This is a genomic window from Synechococcus sp. LA31 (assembly GCF_018502385.1).
Lineage (GTDB): Bacteria > Cyanobacteriota > Cyanobacteriia > PCC-6307 > Cyanobiaceae > Vulcanococcus.
On the sequence record NZ_CP075523.1, the window covers coordinates 1,185,596 to 1,200,663 of the forward strand.

18 protein-coding genes and 3 pseudogenes are annotated in these 15,068 nt (G+C 63.0%); 2 read left to right on the top strand and 19 right to left on the bottom strand.

Features of this window, described 5'->3' with window-relative positions:
- Positions 1 to 218 precede the first annotated feature (218 nt).
- From galE to KJJ24_RS06480, 19 genes and pseudogenes are all read right to left on the bottom strand, one after another.
- Positions 219 to 1,280, bottom strand: a complete 1,062-nt coding sequence (galE, locus tag KJJ24_RS06390) for a UDP-glucose 4-epimerase GalE (protein WP_214342666.1) — start codon at positions 1,278 to 1,280, stop codon at positions 219 to 221.
- An 8-nt stretch (positions 1,281 to 1,288) separates the two neighbouring features.
- Positions 1,289 to 3,181 (bottom strand): glutamine--fructose-6-phosphate transaminase (isomerizing), encoded by a 1,893-nt coding sequence (gene glmS / locus KJJ24_RS06395; RefSeq protein ID WP_214342679.1) that lies wholly within the window; start codon positions 3,179 to 3,181, stop codon positions 1,289 to 1,291.
- 581 nt (positions 3,182 to 3,762) lie between these two features.
- Positions 3,763 to 3,861: a type II toxin-antitoxin system HicA family toxin gene (locus tag KJJ24_RS15140; RefSeq protein ID WP_371811787.1), complete on the bottom strand. Its 99-nt coding sequence runs from the start codon at positions 3,859 to 3,861 to the stop codon at positions 3,763 to 3,765.
- A gap of 24 nt (positions 3,862 to 3,885) precedes the next feature.
- Positions 3,886 to 4,134: a type II toxin-antitoxin system HicB family antitoxin gene (locus KJJ24_RS06405; protein ID WP_250544962.1), complete on the bottom strand. Its 249-nt coding sequence runs from the start codon at positions 4,132 to 4,134 to the stop codon at positions 3,886 to 3,888.
- Between the two features lie 36 nt (positions 4,135 to 4,170).
- On the bottom strand, positions 4,171 to 5,142 hold the full coding sequence (locus tag KJJ24_RS06410) for a GDP-L-fucose synthase (RefSeq protein ID WP_214342691.1): 972 nt from the start codon (positions 5,140 to 5,142) through the stop codon (positions 4,171 to 4,173).
- The gene (locus KJJ24_RS06415; protein WP_214342694.1) at positions 5,139 to 5,573 is read right to left on the bottom strand and encodes a TA system VapC family ribonuclease toxin; all 435 of its coding nucleotides are present in this window, start codon (positions 5,571 to 5,573) and stop codon (positions 5,139 to 5,141) included. Before KJJ24_RS06415 ends, KJJ24_RS06410 begins: the two co-directional genes overlap by 4 nt.
- Positions 5,570 to 5,815: a hypothetical protein gene (locus KJJ24_RS06420; protein WP_371811788.1), complete on the bottom strand. Its 246-nt coding sequence runs from the start codon at positions 5,813 to 5,815 to the stop codon at positions 5,570 to 5,572. The genes KJJ24_RS06415 and KJJ24_RS06420 overlap by 4 nt, the downstream gene beginning before the upstream one ends.
- A gap of 55 nt (positions 5,816 to 5,870) precedes the next feature.
- The gene (locus tag KJJ24_RS06425) at positions 5,871 to 6,329 is read right to left on the bottom strand and encodes an RES family NAD+ phosphorylase (RefSeq protein ID WP_214342700.1); all 459 of its coding nucleotides are present in this window, start codon (positions 6,327 to 6,329) and stop codon (positions 5,871 to 5,873) included.
- A gap of 8 nt (positions 6,330 to 6,337) precedes the next feature.
- Positions 6,338 to 6,805 (bottom strand): antitoxin Xre/MbcA/ParS toxin-binding domain-containing protein, encoded by a 468-nt coding sequence (locus tag KJJ24_RS06430; protein WP_214342703.1) that lies wholly within the window; start codon positions 6,803 to 6,805, stop codon positions 6,338 to 6,340.
- 223 nt (positions 6,806 to 7,028) lie between these two features.
- Positions 7,029 to 7,379, bottom strand: a complete 351-nt coding sequence (locus tag KJJ24_RS06435) for a nucleotidyltransferase family protein (protein WP_214342705.1) — start codon at positions 7,377 to 7,379, stop codon at positions 7,029 to 7,031.
- Entirely contained in the window at positions 7,376 to 7,789 is a 414-nt protein-coding gene (locus KJJ24_RS06440) for a nucleotidyltransferase substrate binding protein (RefSeq protein ID WP_214342708.1), read from the bottom strand. The genes KJJ24_RS06435 and KJJ24_RS06440 overlap by 4 nt, the downstream gene beginning before the upstream one ends.
- Positions 7,786 to 8,643, bottom strand: a pseudogene (locus tag KJJ24_RS14930) (GDP-mannose 4,6-dehydratase); the annotation flags it as partial. The pseudogene KJJ24_RS14930 and the gene KJJ24_RS06440, both read right to left, overlap by 4 nt.
- Position 8,644: 1 nt before the next feature.
- Positions 8,645 to 9,073, bottom strand: a pseudogene (locus KJJ24_RS15145) (GDP-mannose 4,6-dehydratase); the annotation flags it as partial.
- Between the two features lie 122 nt (positions 9,074 to 9,195).
- A complete protein-coding gene (locus KJJ24_RS06455; RefSeq protein WP_214342717.1) occupies positions 9,196 to 9,456 on the bottom strand; it encodes a DUF4351 domain-containing protein in 261 nt (86 codons plus the stop codon).
- Between the two features lie 174 nt (positions 9,457 to 9,630).
- Positions 9,631 to 10,158 (bottom strand): hypothetical protein, encoded by a 528-nt coding sequence (locus tag KJJ24_RS06460; RefSeq protein ID WP_214342720.1) that lies wholly within the window; start codon positions 10,156 to 10,158, stop codon positions 9,631 to 9,633.
- Complete coding sequence (locus tag KJJ24_RS06465) at positions 10,152 to 10,406, bottom strand: DUF1778 domain-containing protein (RefSeq protein ID WP_214342723.1); 255 nt, start codon at positions 10,404 to 10,406, stop codon at positions 10,152 to 10,154. Before KJJ24_RS06465 ends, KJJ24_RS06460 begins: the two co-directional genes overlap by 7 nt.
- Before the next feature lie 171 nt (positions 10,407 to 10,577).
- Positions 10,578 to 10,982, bottom strand: a complete 405-nt coding sequence (locus KJJ24_RS06470) for a type II toxin-antitoxin system VapC family toxin (RefSeq protein ID WP_214342726.1) — start codon at positions 10,980 to 10,982, stop codon at positions 10,578 to 10,580.
- Between the two features lies 1 nt (position 10,983).
- A complete protein-coding gene (locus KJJ24_RS06475) occupies positions 10,984 to 11,229 on the bottom strand; it encodes a hypothetical protein (protein ID WP_214342729.1) in 246 nt (81 codons plus the stop codon).
- A 268-nt stretch (positions 11,230 to 11,497) separates the two neighbouring features.
- A pseudogene (locus tag KJJ24_RS06480) lies at positions 11,498 to 11,894 on the bottom strand (GDP-mannose 4,6-dehydratase); the annotation flags it as partial.
- A 328-nt stretch (positions 11,895 to 12,222) separates the two neighbouring features.
- On the opposite strand from KJJ24_RS06480, the gene KJJ24_RS06485 reads away from it, so the two are divergent.
- Together KJJ24_RS06485 and KJJ24_RS06490 are read left to right on the top strand one after the other, a co-directional pair.
- A complete protein-coding gene (locus KJJ24_RS06485; protein ID WP_250544963.1) occupies positions 12,223 to 13,359 on the top strand; it encodes a polysaccharide biosynthesis/export family protein in 1,137 nt (378 codons plus the stop codon).
- Positions 13,356 to 15,068 carry a Wzz/FepE/Etk N-terminal domain-containing protein gene (locus tag KJJ24_RS06490; RefSeq protein WP_214342733.1) on the top strand — a complete coding sequence of 571 codons (1,713 nt, stop codon included), beginning with the start codon at positions 13,356 to 13,358 and terminating at the stop codon, positions 15,066 to 15,068. Before KJJ24_RS06485 ends, KJJ24_RS06490 begins: the two co-directional genes overlap by 4 nt.

The window sequence follows — 15,068 nt, forward strand, 5'->3', positions numbered from 1 at the left end:
GTCAAAAGGTGTAAGCTCGGTGCGGGCTCTCATAATTGATTATGATGCCGTTGCAGGCATACATTTCGCAGGCCTCAAGGTAGTCCTCCGTGATTCAGGAAGCGTAGAGCTTCGCCACGCCGTAGGGGCTACGCGGATAAAACAGCTTTGAACTCTTTCTAAGGCAGCTCCTGCACCAGACGCTAAATCTCGCTAGGTGTGTTTTCTCACCAGGTCATTCAGTAGGAGGTTCTAACGGAGGTGTAGCCGTTCGGATTGGCATGTTGCCAGTGCCAACCGTCTTTGCACATGTCGTCGAGGTTGCGCCTGGTTTGCCAGCCCAGCTGTTGTTTGGCTTCAGTGGGGTCGGCCACGGTGATCGCGGCATCACCGCTGCGCCGTTGTGTGATCACGTAAGGGATGGCATGGCCGCAGGCACGGGCAAAGGCCTCGATCACCTCCAGCACCGAGTGACCCTGCCCGCTGCCGAGATTGAGCTGCAGCAGCTGATCGCCGCCGCTCAGCAAGGCCTTCAGGGCGGCTAGGTGGCCTTCCGCCAGATCCATCACATGGATGTAATCGCGAACACCGCTGCCATCGGTGGTGGGCCAGTCGCCACCGAACACCTGCACCTGCTCGCGCCGGCCCACGGCCACCTGGCTGATGAAGGGGAAGAGGTTGTTGGGAATGCCGTTGGGGTCTTCGCCGATGCGGCCACTGGGATGGGCTCCTACCGGGTTGAAGTAACGCAGGGAGGCGATGCGCCAACCCGGCTCGCTGGCGGCGACATCACGGAGCATCTGCTCTACCGCTGCTTTGGTGTAGCCGTAGGGATTGATCGGTTGGATCGGTGCGCTTTCAGGGATGGGCACCGTCTCGGGGTAGCCGTAAAGGGTGGCGCTGCTGCTGAACACCAGCGTGCGGCAGCCGTGGGCGGCCATGGCCGCCAGTAGGTGTTGGCTGCCACTCACATTCACATCCCAGTAGCGAAGCGGTTCGGCCACCGATTCCCCCACGGCTTTGAGGCCAGCGAAGTGAATCACCGCGTCTAGTCCGGCTCCTGTAGAGGCACCCGCGGCAAAGGCCCGTTCCAGATCGGCGCTGCGGCGGATGTCGCCTTCGATCACCTGCAGGCGGCCCTCGGCCCCTGGTCCCGCCAGCTGCATCACGCGTCGCAGCGCTTCCGGGGAGCTGTTGGCGTAGTTGTCGAGCACCACCAGCGAATGGCCTGCCTCCAGCAGCACCAGGCAGGTGTGACTGCCGATGAAGCCTGCGCCGCCCGTAATCAGGATTTTGTACATGGTTCAGGTCACTCCACGGTGACGCTCTTCGCCAGGTTCCGCGGCTGATCCACATCCAGCCCCCGGTGGGCGGCGATGTGATAGCTCAGCAGCTGCATCGGAATCACCGTTAGCAGTGGGCTGAGCAGCTCATCCACTGTCGGAACCGGCAGCAGCGTGTCGAACAGCTCCGCATCGGCGCACTCCGGCGCCACGCCGATCAGCTGTGCATCGCGAGCCTTGGCCTCCTGGGCATTGCTGAGCACCTTGTCGAACACCGTGCCCGGCACCGCGATCGACACCACCGGCACCCGCGCATCCAGCAGCGCAATCGGGCCGTGCTTCATCTCACCTGCCGGATAGCCCTCGGCGTGGATGTAGCTGATCTCCTTGAGCTTCAAGGCACCCTCAAGCGCGATCGGATAGTTGATGCCGCGCCCCAGGAAGATCACGTCTTGCGTGTCGGCAAACAGGTGCGCCATCTGCTCACAGCGGCGGTCATGGTCATCCACCAGTTCCCGCAGCTGTGCCGGTAGGGCCCGCAGGCCAGCCGCCAGCTGGCGGAGCTGCTCGGGCCCGTGGCCCGTGGCACCGCCTCCGCGGCGTTCAGCAAAGGCCAGCGCCAATCCGTAAAACGCCAGCAGCTGCCCCAGGAACGTTTTCGTCGCAGCCACCACCACCTCGATGCCAGCACCGATGTCGAGGATCTGATCCACCAGTCGGCCCAGGGAGCTCTCCGGGCGGTTGGTGATCCCGAGCAGCCGCGGCGCATAGGCCGGATCGGCTACGGCGCGGCGCCGCTCCTGCTCCATCGCCAGCGCCGCCAGCGTGTCGGCCGTTTCGCCCGATTGAGTCACGCCGATCGTGAGCGTGTTCGGCCCCAGCGGCGGCGGCGCATAGCGGAATTCACTGGCGTAAAACACGCTCGTGGGAATCCCGGCGAGCTGCTCCAGCAGATACGCCCCCACCTGCGCCGCATGGCGGCTGGTGCCGCAGGCCAGGATCTGGATCCGCTCCACACCCTCGTAAACCCGCTCGTCGAGGGGCAGCGCCACGAGGCCACCGCTCTCGGGCAAATGCCGCGCCACCCACAGCGCCGCCGTTTCCGGTTGCTCGTGGATCTCCTTCAGCATGAAGTGGCGGAAGCTGCGCTTGTCCGCCACGTGCTCAGTGCCGCTCAGCAGGCTCGGTGTGCGCTGCACCCGATCACCGGCAGCGTCATAGAGCTCGATCCCCAGGGGGGTGAGCAGTGCCACTTCGCCGTCTTCCAGCGGCAGAATCGTGCGCGTGAATCCCGCCAGGGCAGGGGTGTCGCTGGCGCAGAGGAATTCGCCTTCTCCCAGGCCGATCAACAGCGGTGCTGCCTTACGGGCCACCACCAGGGCGCCAGGCAACTCCGCCCACACCACCGCCAGCGCATAGGCCCCATGCAACCGCGGCAACACGGCCTGCACCGCCTGCAGCAGCAGTGCCCCGCTCGGCTTGCCACCGGCCGCCACCAGCCGGCCCAGCTCACGGCTCAGCAGGTGGGGGATCACTTCGGTATCCGTCTCGGAGCGGAACACCACCCCTTCTGCCTGCAGCTCTTCCCTGAGCGTGCGGTAGTTCTCAATGATGCCGTTCTGCACCACTGCCACCCGGCCAGGGCTATCGAGGTGCGGGTGGGCGTTGCGCTCTTCTGGTTTGCCGTGCGTCGCCCAGCGGGTGTGGCCGATGCCGCATTGACCCACCGCGCCCTGGGCCTCAAATCGCTGGGTGAGGTTCACCAACTTCCCTTCTGCCCGCAGGCAGCTCAGCTGCCGCTCACCGTTCACCGTGGCGATGCCGGCCGAGTCATAGCCGCGGTATTCCAGCTGACGCAAACCCTCCAGCAGCAGGGGGGCCGCTTCCTGGGAGCCCACGAGGGCGACGATTCCGCACATTGGGTGTTGGTCAAGAAGGGCACTGATCTGGGCTGCAACCCATGCGCGAACTGATGCTGCAGAACGGTCTTCGGCCAGCGGCGGCTCAATGCAGCGTTCCGGCTGGAGCACTGGGGCTCAGCAGAAGGCCAAGCCCGTCATCATCTGGTGCCGGGGCCGTTCTGAAGCTTGACTATCGCCGAAAGCCAAGTGGTCAGGTCTGTCGGGCCATGGAAGTCGAGCAGGTCATCTGCTTGGGCTTCCAGGCGCTCCAGCGGGCGCCTGGATCTTAGCTGTTGCGGCTTCGTTTAGGGGGGCCACAGCGGCTGATCAGGGAAGTAGCGCGCCAATCAGGCCTGGGGCGCTGGCGAGTCATCAGCGGCGATCACTCCGATCAAGCACTCGCAACGCAGTCAACAGAGTTCTGTACGGTCTCCACAGAAGCTTGAACTGGCTACGTGCATGTGTTGGTATCCAAGCTGAAAGCTTGCTCAAAAGAAGCGCTAACGAACCCGCTGAGAATTGCCTCCAGCAACACGCTTTAAGCAAATTGAGCCCACGAGATCGCGAAGAATTTTTTTCGCCAGGATTTCGTTGATCTCTCAGTGCCTGGGAACTGGTTGTGTCCGACGAGTTCGAGGCTGATGAAAAATGTAATGGCGCCCACCGTGGCGCAGCAGAACGCAGCCTGCTTGCTCCAAGCTCGCGGATCAGATCAGTTCGCTTCAAGCGACCACAAGCTGATCCATTCTGCGAATGCCAGGAAGATCATCTTTTGCAAACTCGCGATAGAGATCAAGAAACTGCTCCTTCAGGTATTCCAGATCATCACCCTGAGTCCAGTGGTCGGAATAGCTATTCAGATATCCCCAAAAACGACCATCTGATTCACGCGAGTAAGTAAAGGTTGGACCAACGGGCTGATGGGTGCCGTGACTCTCGGCCGGGTTCATCGTTTTTCTTGCGTCGGTCAAAGCGATTGATCTCGTAGCCACCGTAGCCAGACCAGATCAAAGTCGCACCAGCTGCTGCGCCAGCTCCTTGCGGAACAGCGCCACCGTGCTCGCCAGGCCTTCCGCCAGAGGAATCCGGGCAAGCCAACCCAACGCCGCCAGGCGGCTCACGTCCAGTTGTTTCTTGGGGGTGCCATCGGGTTTGCTGCTATCCCATTCGATCGCGCCTTGGTAGCCCGTGGCGGTGGCCACCGCCTTCGCCAGCTCGCGGATGCTCAGGTCCACGCCGGTGCCCACATTCAGATAGGTGAGCTCACCCGGGGCTGGGCTCCAGTGCTCCAGGGCAAACACGCAGGCTTCGCCGAGGTCGTCCACATGAACGAACTCGCGCAGCGGTGAGCCGGTGCCCCAGCAGGTCACGCTCGGGGTGTTGGATTCCGCAGCCTCATGGAAGCGGCGGATCAGCGCCGGCAGCACATGGCTGTTGGTGGGGTGGTAGTTATCGCCCGGCCCATAGAGGTTGGTGGGCATGAGGCTGATCGCATCAAAGCCGTGCTGAATGCGCAGTGCCTCGCACAGCTTGATCCCGGCGATCTTGGCGATCACATACCACTCATTGGTGGGCTCCAGCGCTCCGGTGAGCAGCGCCTCTTCCCGGATCGGCTGCTCCGCGAACTTCGGGTAGATGCAGCTGCTGCCCAGAAACAACAGCCGCCGCACCCCAGTGCGCCAGCCCGTTTCGATCACATGGGTCTGGATCTTGAGGTTCTCCAGCAGGAAGTCCGCCGGGTAGCTGCTGTTGGCCTGGATGCCGCCCACCTTGGCTGCGGCGAGAACCACCACCGTGGGTTGGTGTTTGGCGAACCAGGCTTCCACCGCAGGGCCATCGAGCAAGTCGAGCTCAGCGCGGCTGGCGGTGAGGAGTTGGTGGTAGCCGGCGCGCTCGAGGGCGCGGCAGATGGCGCTGCCGGCCATACCGCGGTGGCCGGCCACGTAGATCCGATCGGCGGGGGTGATGAGGCAGGTCATGCAGGTTGGAGCCACTGCAGGCCCTTGAAACGCTCGAAATCCCGATCAAAACTCACCAGCCTCCATCCATTGGCCATCGCCAGAGCCGCCAGGTAGGCATCAGTGCAGAGCCTGGTGGGCAGATCCTTACTGCGCAGCAGCTGGTGAAACACCTCAAAGCCATCGTGCTCCGGCCTCGCCATGCTCACCCCAGGCTGCCGGCAGAACGCCTGCAGCAGCTCCGAAGCTTCTGTGGCGTTCATCGCGGCTGCGCCCATCAGTTTCGGCTGGCACACCAGACGCACCAGCCCAAGAGCCGTCACTGTGCAGAACAGCACCTGTTCGGCGGCCTGCTTCTCCCAATAGTGCACGGCCTGCTGGTGGTGGCTGTGATCGGCGCTCGCCAGCGCCAGCCAAACATTCAGATCCGGCAGATCAATGGCGGTGCTCACGCGTCGAGCAGATCGAAGAGTGCCGCATTGCTGAGGGGCCCTGCCTCACTCAAGAAGGGAAGCTCCAGCCGGGGCAGGCCTGCCGCCGATCGTTGCAGCGTGGTTTCGGATGGTGGAGTGTTCAAGCCTTTCTCCACATACCTGTGCAGCAGATGCTTGAGGGAGACGCGCTCGCTGGCTGCCCGGGCCTTCAGGCGGGCAAACAGAGGATCCGGCAACTCGAGAGTGGTGCGCACGAGCATGGCCCGCAACGGTGCGCATCTTAGTGCGCATCAACTATGAAGTCTGCGGGCCTGCTCAGCTCAGCCGTGCATCCAATTGAAAGGGCTCCTGGTGAACGAGTGCCACCTGCGCCATGGCCGGGTGCAGGGGATTGAGCAGGAGGTTGCGGGCCTGAGGCACCACCACCGAAGGCAGCACCAGGCCCAGTTGTTGTCCATCCCGCAGCCAGTCGCCACCAAACGTGGCGCTCGCATGACCATGGGGAATGGCATTCCAGCCTTCAGGCAAGGCATCAAGATCGGGTTCGCTGATCAGGCCTGGCGCCGCGGGAACCTCGTAGCAACTGAGCACCAGCGGAGCGATCAGCACACCGTTGAGATGCACCATCACCTCCAGAACGGTGATCTCGGGAGTGAGCCCCAGATAAACAGCCCGCTGGCCCCGTTGATTCCAGCGCTGCCCGTCACGGGCTGCACCCTGGCCGGAGAGATCGCCGGCGTAGCGAGCCTTGCTCAGCCGCCAGGCCCGAATCACACCCTCACTCACACCGGTGCGCCTTGCTCCAGCGCTTGAAGGAGACGCCGCACCTGTCCCGCACCGATCGCGGTGCGGCAGTGCTGCAGTGGGCTGGCTTGATGCAGCAGCGGGTGGGGAGTCTTCAACCAGGCCTCCGTGCTGGCTGGCTGCTCAAACACGGCATAAGCGAGGCTCACCACTTCCATCAGCCGATCCAGCCTTTCGGAGGCCACAAGATCCAGCTCCGCCTGCTCTCGCGCACGACGCGCCATCGTGGCCTCGGACAGAGCCAGCAACGGTTCAAGATCAGCCGTCTTCAGGTGCAGGTGTTGGCGCAGGGCCGCTAGCCAGGCGCTGCTCCAGCCTTTCTCAATCGCAGCCAGGCGCTGCTGTTCATCGAGAGCGCCGAGTTCAGCGGCCCGCTGCCAGAAGGATTGGCTCAGGTCAGACTCCTGGTTCGCCTTGGACGCTGGGGTCAGTGCAGCAGGAGCCATGAGCGGAGTGGTCTAGCAACATCATTTGACTCCAAGCTAGCTCCATTTGACGGCGCTCTGGAGGACGTGTTGGGGCCACGCGGTCGACGCTCAAGCCTCTTCAAGTGGAGAAGTCGGGTTTTTGTATGACCTGTACGGAAGCCTGGACAAGCTTTGAGCCTTTGTTGAGCTGCTGGAGCTGAAACAACAACTCGCTGGTGCGTCCGCTGGTTTCAAGAACACTTCAGCGGCAGCAATCCGGAGTTTGAGCTGGGCTCGACCAGAGGCACTGACCCACACGCTGCAGATGGTCCTCCAGTTCAGGAGGCATCTCGTGGCGCAGCACCAGATCCACCTGCCAAGGCAGGAGCAAATCATCGACAGCCGCCATCAAGCGCAGGCGCTGCAGGTGGGTGATCTCAGGCCCCTCCAGGCACAGGTCGATATCGGATCCACTCTGGTAGCGACCCATCGCCCGGGATCCGAACAACCACACGGCCTTGATGTTGGATTCGGCCAGCAACACGCTGAACAGCTGATGCAGTGCGGGCTCCGGGATTCCAGGGATCGGATTGGCCGCCAGGCTCTCGTTCATCCGCCCTCCTCCAGTTGGCGTTGCTCCAGTCTGGTGCGGAGCTGCTGGAAACAGGGCAGGTAGCGGCTGAGGATCTGTTGGCCGATGGCGTCAGCGGTGGCGCGGTTGTAGGTGTGGCTGGTGAGGTTGCGGTCTTGAATCATCAGCATCCAGGTGTCGCCGGCCTCGATCAGGCCCAAGCGGAACGCTTCCCGCAGCGTGTCACGTGAGCCGAGCAGGCCAGCATTGCCCTGACTGCGCAGCAGATCGCGCAGGGTGTTCCAGGCCAGTTCGTAGGTGGTTTCGAAGGCTTTGATCAGCCCTTGCTGTTCCCGCTCGTTGAGAGCAGGGGGCTCGGCAAACGTTTCCAGCTGAGCCAGGGCCTTTTGGTAGTTGCTGAAACGCTGTTGCCAGCGGATGTCTTCTGTCATCCCTTCTGGAGTGCCGCAGCGATCACTTCGGGGTTAGTGGGCGGGTTTTCCATCGAGCCCACCACCTGGAAGCCCTTGCGCTTGAGGTAGGCCTCTTTCTTGGCATCCTCCCGGTCTGCCGCCACCATCTCGGCCACCAGTTCTTCCAGGGTGGTGGTGGACGTCCAGCCCAGCTTCTCGCGGGCTTTGGTGGGGTCGCCCAGCAGGGTTTCCACTTCCGCCGGGCGGAAGTAGCGCGGGTCGATGCGCACCACGGTGGCGCCGGTGTCGGCGCGGAGGCCGGTTTCGTGGAGGCCATCGCCCTGCCACTGGATGCCGCCCCAGCCCAGCTCAGCGGCGGCAAGCTCGATGAAGCGGCGCACCGATTCCTGGCGGCCGGTGGCGATTACGAAGTCTTCTGGAGTGTCCTGCTGGAGCATGCGCCACTGCATCTCCACATAGTCGCGGGCGTGACCCCAGTCGCGCAGGGAGTCGAGGTTGCCCATGAACAAGCACTGCTCCAGCCCCGCATCGATCCGCGCCAGGCCGCGGGTGATCTTGCGGGTCACGAAGGTTTCGCCGCGGCGTGGGCTTTCGTGATTGAACAGGATGCCGTTGCAGGCATACATCCCATAGGCCTCGCGGTAGTTCACAGTGATCCAGTAGGCGTAGAGCTTGGCCACCCCATAAGGGCTGCGCGGGTAGAAGGGGGTGGACTCCTTCTGGGGTATCTCCTGCACGAGGCCGTAGAGCTCGCTGGTGCTGGCTTGGTAAATGCGAGTTTTCTGGGTGAGGCCGAGCATCCGCACGGCTTCCAGGATGCGCAGGGTGCCCAGTGCGTCGGAATTGGCGGTGTATTCCGGCGCCTCGAAGCTCGAGGCCGTAGAGCTCGCTGGTGCTGGCTTGGTAAATGCGAGTTTTCTGGGTGAGGCCGAGCATCCGCACGGCTTCCAGGATGCGCAGGGTGCCCAGTGCGTCGGAATTGGCGGTGTATTCCGGCGCCTCGAAGCTCACGGCCACATGACTCTGTGCGCCGAGGTTATAGATCTCATCGGGCTGCACCTGCTGGATGATCCGGATCAGGTTGGTGCTGTCGGTGAGGTCGCCGTAGTGCAGCACCAGGCGCGGGTCGCTCTCGTGCGGGTCTTGATAGAGGTGATCGATCCGGGTGGTGTTGAAACTGCTGGCCCGCCGCTTGATCCCATGCACCACGTAGCCCTTCTCCAGCAGGAGTTCCGCCAGGTAGCTGCCGTCTTGGCCGGTGATGCCGGTGATCAGGGCGGTTTTGGCGGGGGTGGGGGGCATGGAGGGATGGAGCAGAAAAGGAGAGCAGTGATTGGGGCTGCAACCCATGCGCGCGCTGACGCGGAAGAACAGCCATCGGCTATCGGCGGCTCAATGCAGCGTTCCGGCTGGATCACTGGGGCTCAGCAGGAGGCCAAGACCGTCATCTCTGGTGTCGGGGTGGTTCTGAAGCTTGGCTGTGACCGCGAGCCAGTGGCAGGCGGGCTGCTTTGCGCGGAGACGTCAGGTGTTGGGGCCAACCAGCTGGTCAGGTCGGTCGGGTCCTGGAAGTGGTACAGGGCGTCGGCGAGGGCTTCCAATTGCTCCATCGACAGCGACTGGATCTGGGCGGTGGTGACTTCGCTCAGGGGTCCGCCGCAGCGGTTGAGGAGGCGGAGGGTCATCGCTGCGGCCTCATCTCGCCGGCCTTCCTCGCGGCGCTTCACAGGGTGAAGGCCAGTTCCACGTAGCTTCGCGCAGCACCACCCGTAGCGACGCCAAGAACCTGAGTGGGCTCGCTGGAGGGGCGCACAATGTGGCTGGTGCCGCAGACGTGGCCCCAGTCGCACACGCTCTGTTCACTCGGCCATCAGGTTGCGGACGGTAGCCAGAGGGAGATAGAGCCTGGTTGGGTTTGACGGCAACGGTTGAAAGCCATAGCTCTGGCAAAGGGATTGGCGACGCGCGGTGCGCTCAGGATCGCCGCAATCGAGCACATCCAACAGCACAACAGCGAGCCCGATCACATCAGCAGCCTGGGTAATCCGCCGCAGCGCATCCACCAACAGATCACTTCCAAATCCTTGACCGCTGTAGCGCTGATCGCGGCCAATCATGGCGACGAAGGCTGCTGGAATCGAACCGTGACCTGGCCTACTCCGCGCAAAGCGTGACGGCAGATCGCGATAGTCCACAGCATGGGCATTGATGGCGTAGAAGCCGATCAAGTTTCCATCAGGGTTCACCATCACAAACAGCCGTACGTTGCCGGCTGACACCAACTTGCCCGCCGTCTTCTTGAAATAGTTGTCGACAGCCTCCACACCGCAGCTGAAACCGGTGCGGTCATGGCGCTCCGGATCAAAGGGCTCGATGCGGTTCAACAAGACGAAACCGTGTTCTGATGCCGCTTAAAGGCTGCGCTTAAGGCTGCCGTAGCTGGAGCCGGTTGCTCTAACGCCGAGAAGAAGGCGTCATGGTCGACAGCCTGCAGTTCGGTGCGCTCGTGGGCGCTGATCACAGCCCTGGCCGCTTGATAAGCCGCCTGCATCGTGAAGGCCGAATCATCCAGGCCTGCCAACGCAGCGGCCCTTTGGATGGCTGCCTTGATGCGAGGCTTGGTGCGGAAGTGCATCCGTACCAAGCCTCGCTCTTCAGCCTCCAAGGGCTCAGATTGAGCTGACAGAGCCATCGAGGCGTCTCGTGGACCAACTCATTGTACGCCGATCAGGCGTACAGGGGAGTCCAGGTCCTGCCTGATCATGGGATCTGGGCCGCAACCCATGCGCACGCCTGGTGCGGAGGTTCAGGGGAGCACCGTGGCCGCCAGTCGCTGCAAACGCTGATCGGCTGTCAGAAGGATGGCTGCTTCTCGCCGGGCCAGAGCCAGATAGAGGCAGTCGTAGACCGGGTGATCCAAATGACACGCCAGGGCCAAGGCTTCCACCTGAAGGTGACGGTCGGGCTCGATGTGATCCACGAGCGCAGCGGCCCGGCTGAGGCACTGCTGCAAGCTTTCGGCCTGCAGCTGGCCAGCTCTCTGGAGCCGCCAGAGAGCATTGGACACTTCGGTAAGCATCAGCTCAGGCGCCAGAACCAGTTCAGCGTCGAGAACCGCCTGCTGGAAGGCAGCTGCCTGAGGCGAGCCCTCGATGATTCGCACCACCGCTGAAGCATCCAACACCAAACGGGGAGCTTTCAACAAAGCCACTTCAACGCTCCCTGTCCTCGCGAATCAGCGCTTCTGGAGATGGCTCAAATGCAGCACCGTCTCGCTCTGCCGCCAAAGCAGCCAGATCAGCAAGCGCCTGTCGACGCCGCTCACGCGGTTCGCCACCACAGGCCTCCTGCAAATCCATCAGGGCTTGCTGACTCAAACTGCGGTGAGCTCGACGTGCCCGCAACTGCAGGAGGTGATGCAGCGGATCAGGCAAGTCGCGGATTTGAAGGGTGGCCACGAGCCGCAAGCAGTAGATGCATGCATTTTACTTACACTTTGCATGCTGGTCATGGCGCTCGGGTGACGCCGTGGAAACGACTGCAGCTCGCGCGAGAACCGGAGGGGCGAGGTTTCGCGGACAACCAGAGGCCCAGTGCACCGTTCCAGCGGGGACGTCTTGAGGCAGGGGCCAGCCAAGATCATTCAGCGCTTCTTTTCGAATTCTGTACAGACCAAACAGAAGATCGGACACTTCTGGTGGGGCCCACAACATCACTGGGGTCGCGGGCGTCGTATTTAGCGGTGTAGTCCCGCGCCTCGTAGCTCAACCCCACATGGTTATGGGGTCCAAGGTTGTGGATCTCAACTGCTTCGCAGAAGCCTTACGGCTACGGCCTGCACCTGCTGGATGATCCGTATCAGGTTGGTGCTGTCGGTGAGGTCGCCGTAGTGCAGCACCAAGCGCGGGTCGCTCTCGTGCGGATCTTGGTTGAGGTGATCGATCTGTGTGGTGTTGTTTGCGAAGCGGGCCGGAGGCCCTAGCTGCTAGTCCGGCGTTTGTAGCCGTCAGTCTTCTGCGAAGCAGTTGCCATGCACCACGTAGCCCTCCTCCAGCAGGAGCTCCGCCAGGTAGCTGCCGTCTTTGCCGGTGATTAAGGCGGTTTTGGCGGGGGTGGGGGGCATTCGAACTAGCGGAGCAGCAGAGAGAGTCCTTCTTGAACGATGAAGCAGCAGAGCGGGAGTACAGCAATCCCGCTCTTCTGGTGGGCGGGAGCAAGCTCTACCGCCTCAGACCCTCTCAAGAACTTCGCACAGATCTGCTCCCAAACTCAGCGAAAACACTGCAAACGGGGGGGGGTTGAGGCGTTTATGCGAGTTCCGCATAGAAGACGGTCGATGCGGCGCCCACCTGCGGCGTGTTGAGGCAGGACTGCCGCATAGGGTTCAGCCCATGGGAAGGCAGCACTCAAGACCCAACCGGTGGGCCGCGACCTGCTGTGTTGCTGCCCTCTTGGGCCCGTTGCCTGGTGGGGCAGTGCCGCTCCTGGCTCAGAACAACCCAGCACCTCGCCCGGCAGACCGCACCCGCGTGGTGTATGACGCCTACATCCTCGGGCCGGGAGACACCCTGCAGATCGAGCTGCTCGACATTCCAGAGCTGAGCGGCACCTTCTCGATCGGACCTGACGGCACGCTCTATCTGCCCCGCCTGCGCGCTCTCTACGTCGAGGGGCTCACGGTGGAGGAGCTGCGCTACTTCCTCACCGAGCAGTTCAAGGCCTACGTGAAGAAGCCGGAGCTCTATGTGAGGCCGGTGGGCTACCGCCCTGTGCGGATCTACGTGGGCGGTGAAGTGAAGCGCCCCGGCTACTACACCCTCAGCGGCAGCCAGGAGCTCACCAGCCTCTCCACCAGCGCTGAAGCCACTCAGCTTTCGGCAGGCACCGCAGGAGTGGAGACGCGCCCAGGCCTGAACCAACTACCAGGTGGCGCCGCTGCAGCCATGGGCAGCGGTGGTGGGATCAGCACCTTCGGAGCGCTCTTCCCCACCGTGTTTGACGCGATCCGCACCGCCCAAGGCATCACGCCCTATTCGGATCTCTCACAGGTGCAGGTCACCCGCAAGCAAGCCCTCAGCGCCGGTGGCGGCCGCATCCGCGCTCAGCTCGATTTCCTCTCGGTGATCACTGAAGGCGAGGAGTCGCAAAACATCCGCCTGTTCGACGGCGATGTGGTGAGTGTGGGCCGCAGCTCGGTGGTGCTGCGTGAACAGCTGCTGAAGGCCGGCCAAACCAACCTCAGCCCGCAGTTCCTGCAGGTGTTTGTAAGCGGCCGGGTGACCACCCCAGGCCCTCAGACCCTGCCCCAGGGCTCCAGCCTCAACCAGGCGATCGTGAGCGCCGGTGGCCTCAAGGTGCTCCACGGCAAGGTGGAATTCGTGCGCTTCACCCGCGAGGGCGAAATCGACCGGCGCACCTTCCGCTACAACCCCAATGCCCCATCGGACGACTACCGCAACCCGATCCTGATGGCGGGCGACATCATCCGGATCCAGGAATCGCCCCTCAGCGCCACCGTAACGGTGCTCAACGAGCTCACCGGCCCTGCTGTGGGCATCTATTCGGTGTATTCCCTGTTCAAGCCATGACGGCCAGCCCCCCCGCACCGATGCCGAGCCCCGCGGCTGACGACGAAATCGACCTGCGCCAGCTCGCCGCCGCACTGCAGAGGCACTGGCGCCTGATCGCCAAGGTGGCGGGCGGCACTCTTCTCCTCAGCGGGATCTACGCCTTCACGCAACCGCGGGTGTGGGAAGGGCAGTTTCAGATCGTTCTGGCCAGTGGCGATAGCGGTGGCGGACGCCTGGCTCAGCTGGCTGCGGCCAACCCCATGCTCGCGGGCTTAGCCGGACTGAGTGGTGGTGGCAGCAAAGACAGCCTGGAAACCGAGGTGAAGGTGCTTGAGAGCCCCTCGGTGCTCAAGCCGGTGTACGACTTCGTGCGCCAAAGCAAACAGCGCTCCGGCAAGAACGTCGATCGGATGCGCTTCAGCGACTGGGTGAAGAGCGTGGACGTGGAGCTCGAAAAGGGCACTTCCGTGCTCAACATCGCCTACACCGACACCGACAAGGCCTTGGTGCTGCCCGTGATTGAGCGCATCTCCAAGGAGTATCAGCTTTATTCCGGCCGCGATCGCCGCCAGGATCTGGCCAACGGCGTGGCCTACCTCAAGCAGAGCATCGCGACAGTGAGCCCCAAAGCTGAGGCGTCGATGAAGCGCGCCCAGGATTACGCCCTAAGCCATGGCCTCGGCCTACAAGATGGCCTCCCTGCCTCCAGCGGCAGCGGCAGCGATGCCAAAGCCAGTGCCGGCGGATCCGTAGAAGCCAACCGCCAGCAAGCGCAAGCTCAGGTGGCATTGCTCCAACAGCAGCTCGCCTCAGCCCAGGCCGCTGGCAATCGCGTGCTGTTCCAGGCCCCGCAGCTCGAAGCCAACGCCGAGCTCTATGGCCGCTACCAGCAGCTCGAGGCCCAACTCACCCAGAAGCGCAGCGTGCTGCGCGACAACGACGATCTGATCCGCAACCTCGAACGACAGCGCCAGAGCCTGATCAGCACCCTCAACCGCCAAACCATCGGCCTGCTGCAAGGGCAACTCGCCACAGCCCAGGCAGCCCTGCAAGCCTCCAGCCGCCCCAAAGAGGTGGTGCTCAAGCACCGCGAGCTCGTGCGCCAGGCCCTCCGCGATGAGCGCACCCTGGTGGAACTGGAAAACCAGCTGCAACTCGCCCAGCTCGAGCAGGCCAAGCAAGCCGATCCCTGGGAACTGATCTCCACGCCCACCCTGCTTGATGCCCCCGTGGCTCCGCGGAAAAGCCGCATCCTGGCGCTTGGGCTCTTGACCGGCTTGGTGGCCGGCAGCGGCGCAGCGCTGGTGGTAGATCGCCGCAGTGGGCGTGTGTTTGCTGGAGACGAGCTCCAACATCTCTTACCCGGGCCGTTGTTGGCGCAATTGCATCCTTCGGCCACCACGGAATCCACCGGGAAGCTCACCCTGTTAGCGCGTGGAGCCCTTGCAGGGAGCCATAGGGTTGCCTTGATCCCCATTGGCTTGAGCAGCTCTAGCTCAGAAGTGCAAGCGGTTTTACAGCAACTTCGTTCTCTGCTGCCCCATACCGAACTGCTCTGCAGTGATGATCTTGTGGCTGCCAAAGATTGCGACCATCAGTTGCTGATCACCAGCCCCGGTGCTGCAACCCGCAACGAGCTGGCCAGTTTGCGCGAACAGTTGGACTTGCAGGCCCGGCCAGTCACCGGCTGGTTGTTGGTGGAGAGGGCCGAAGCAAATGCGCTCTAA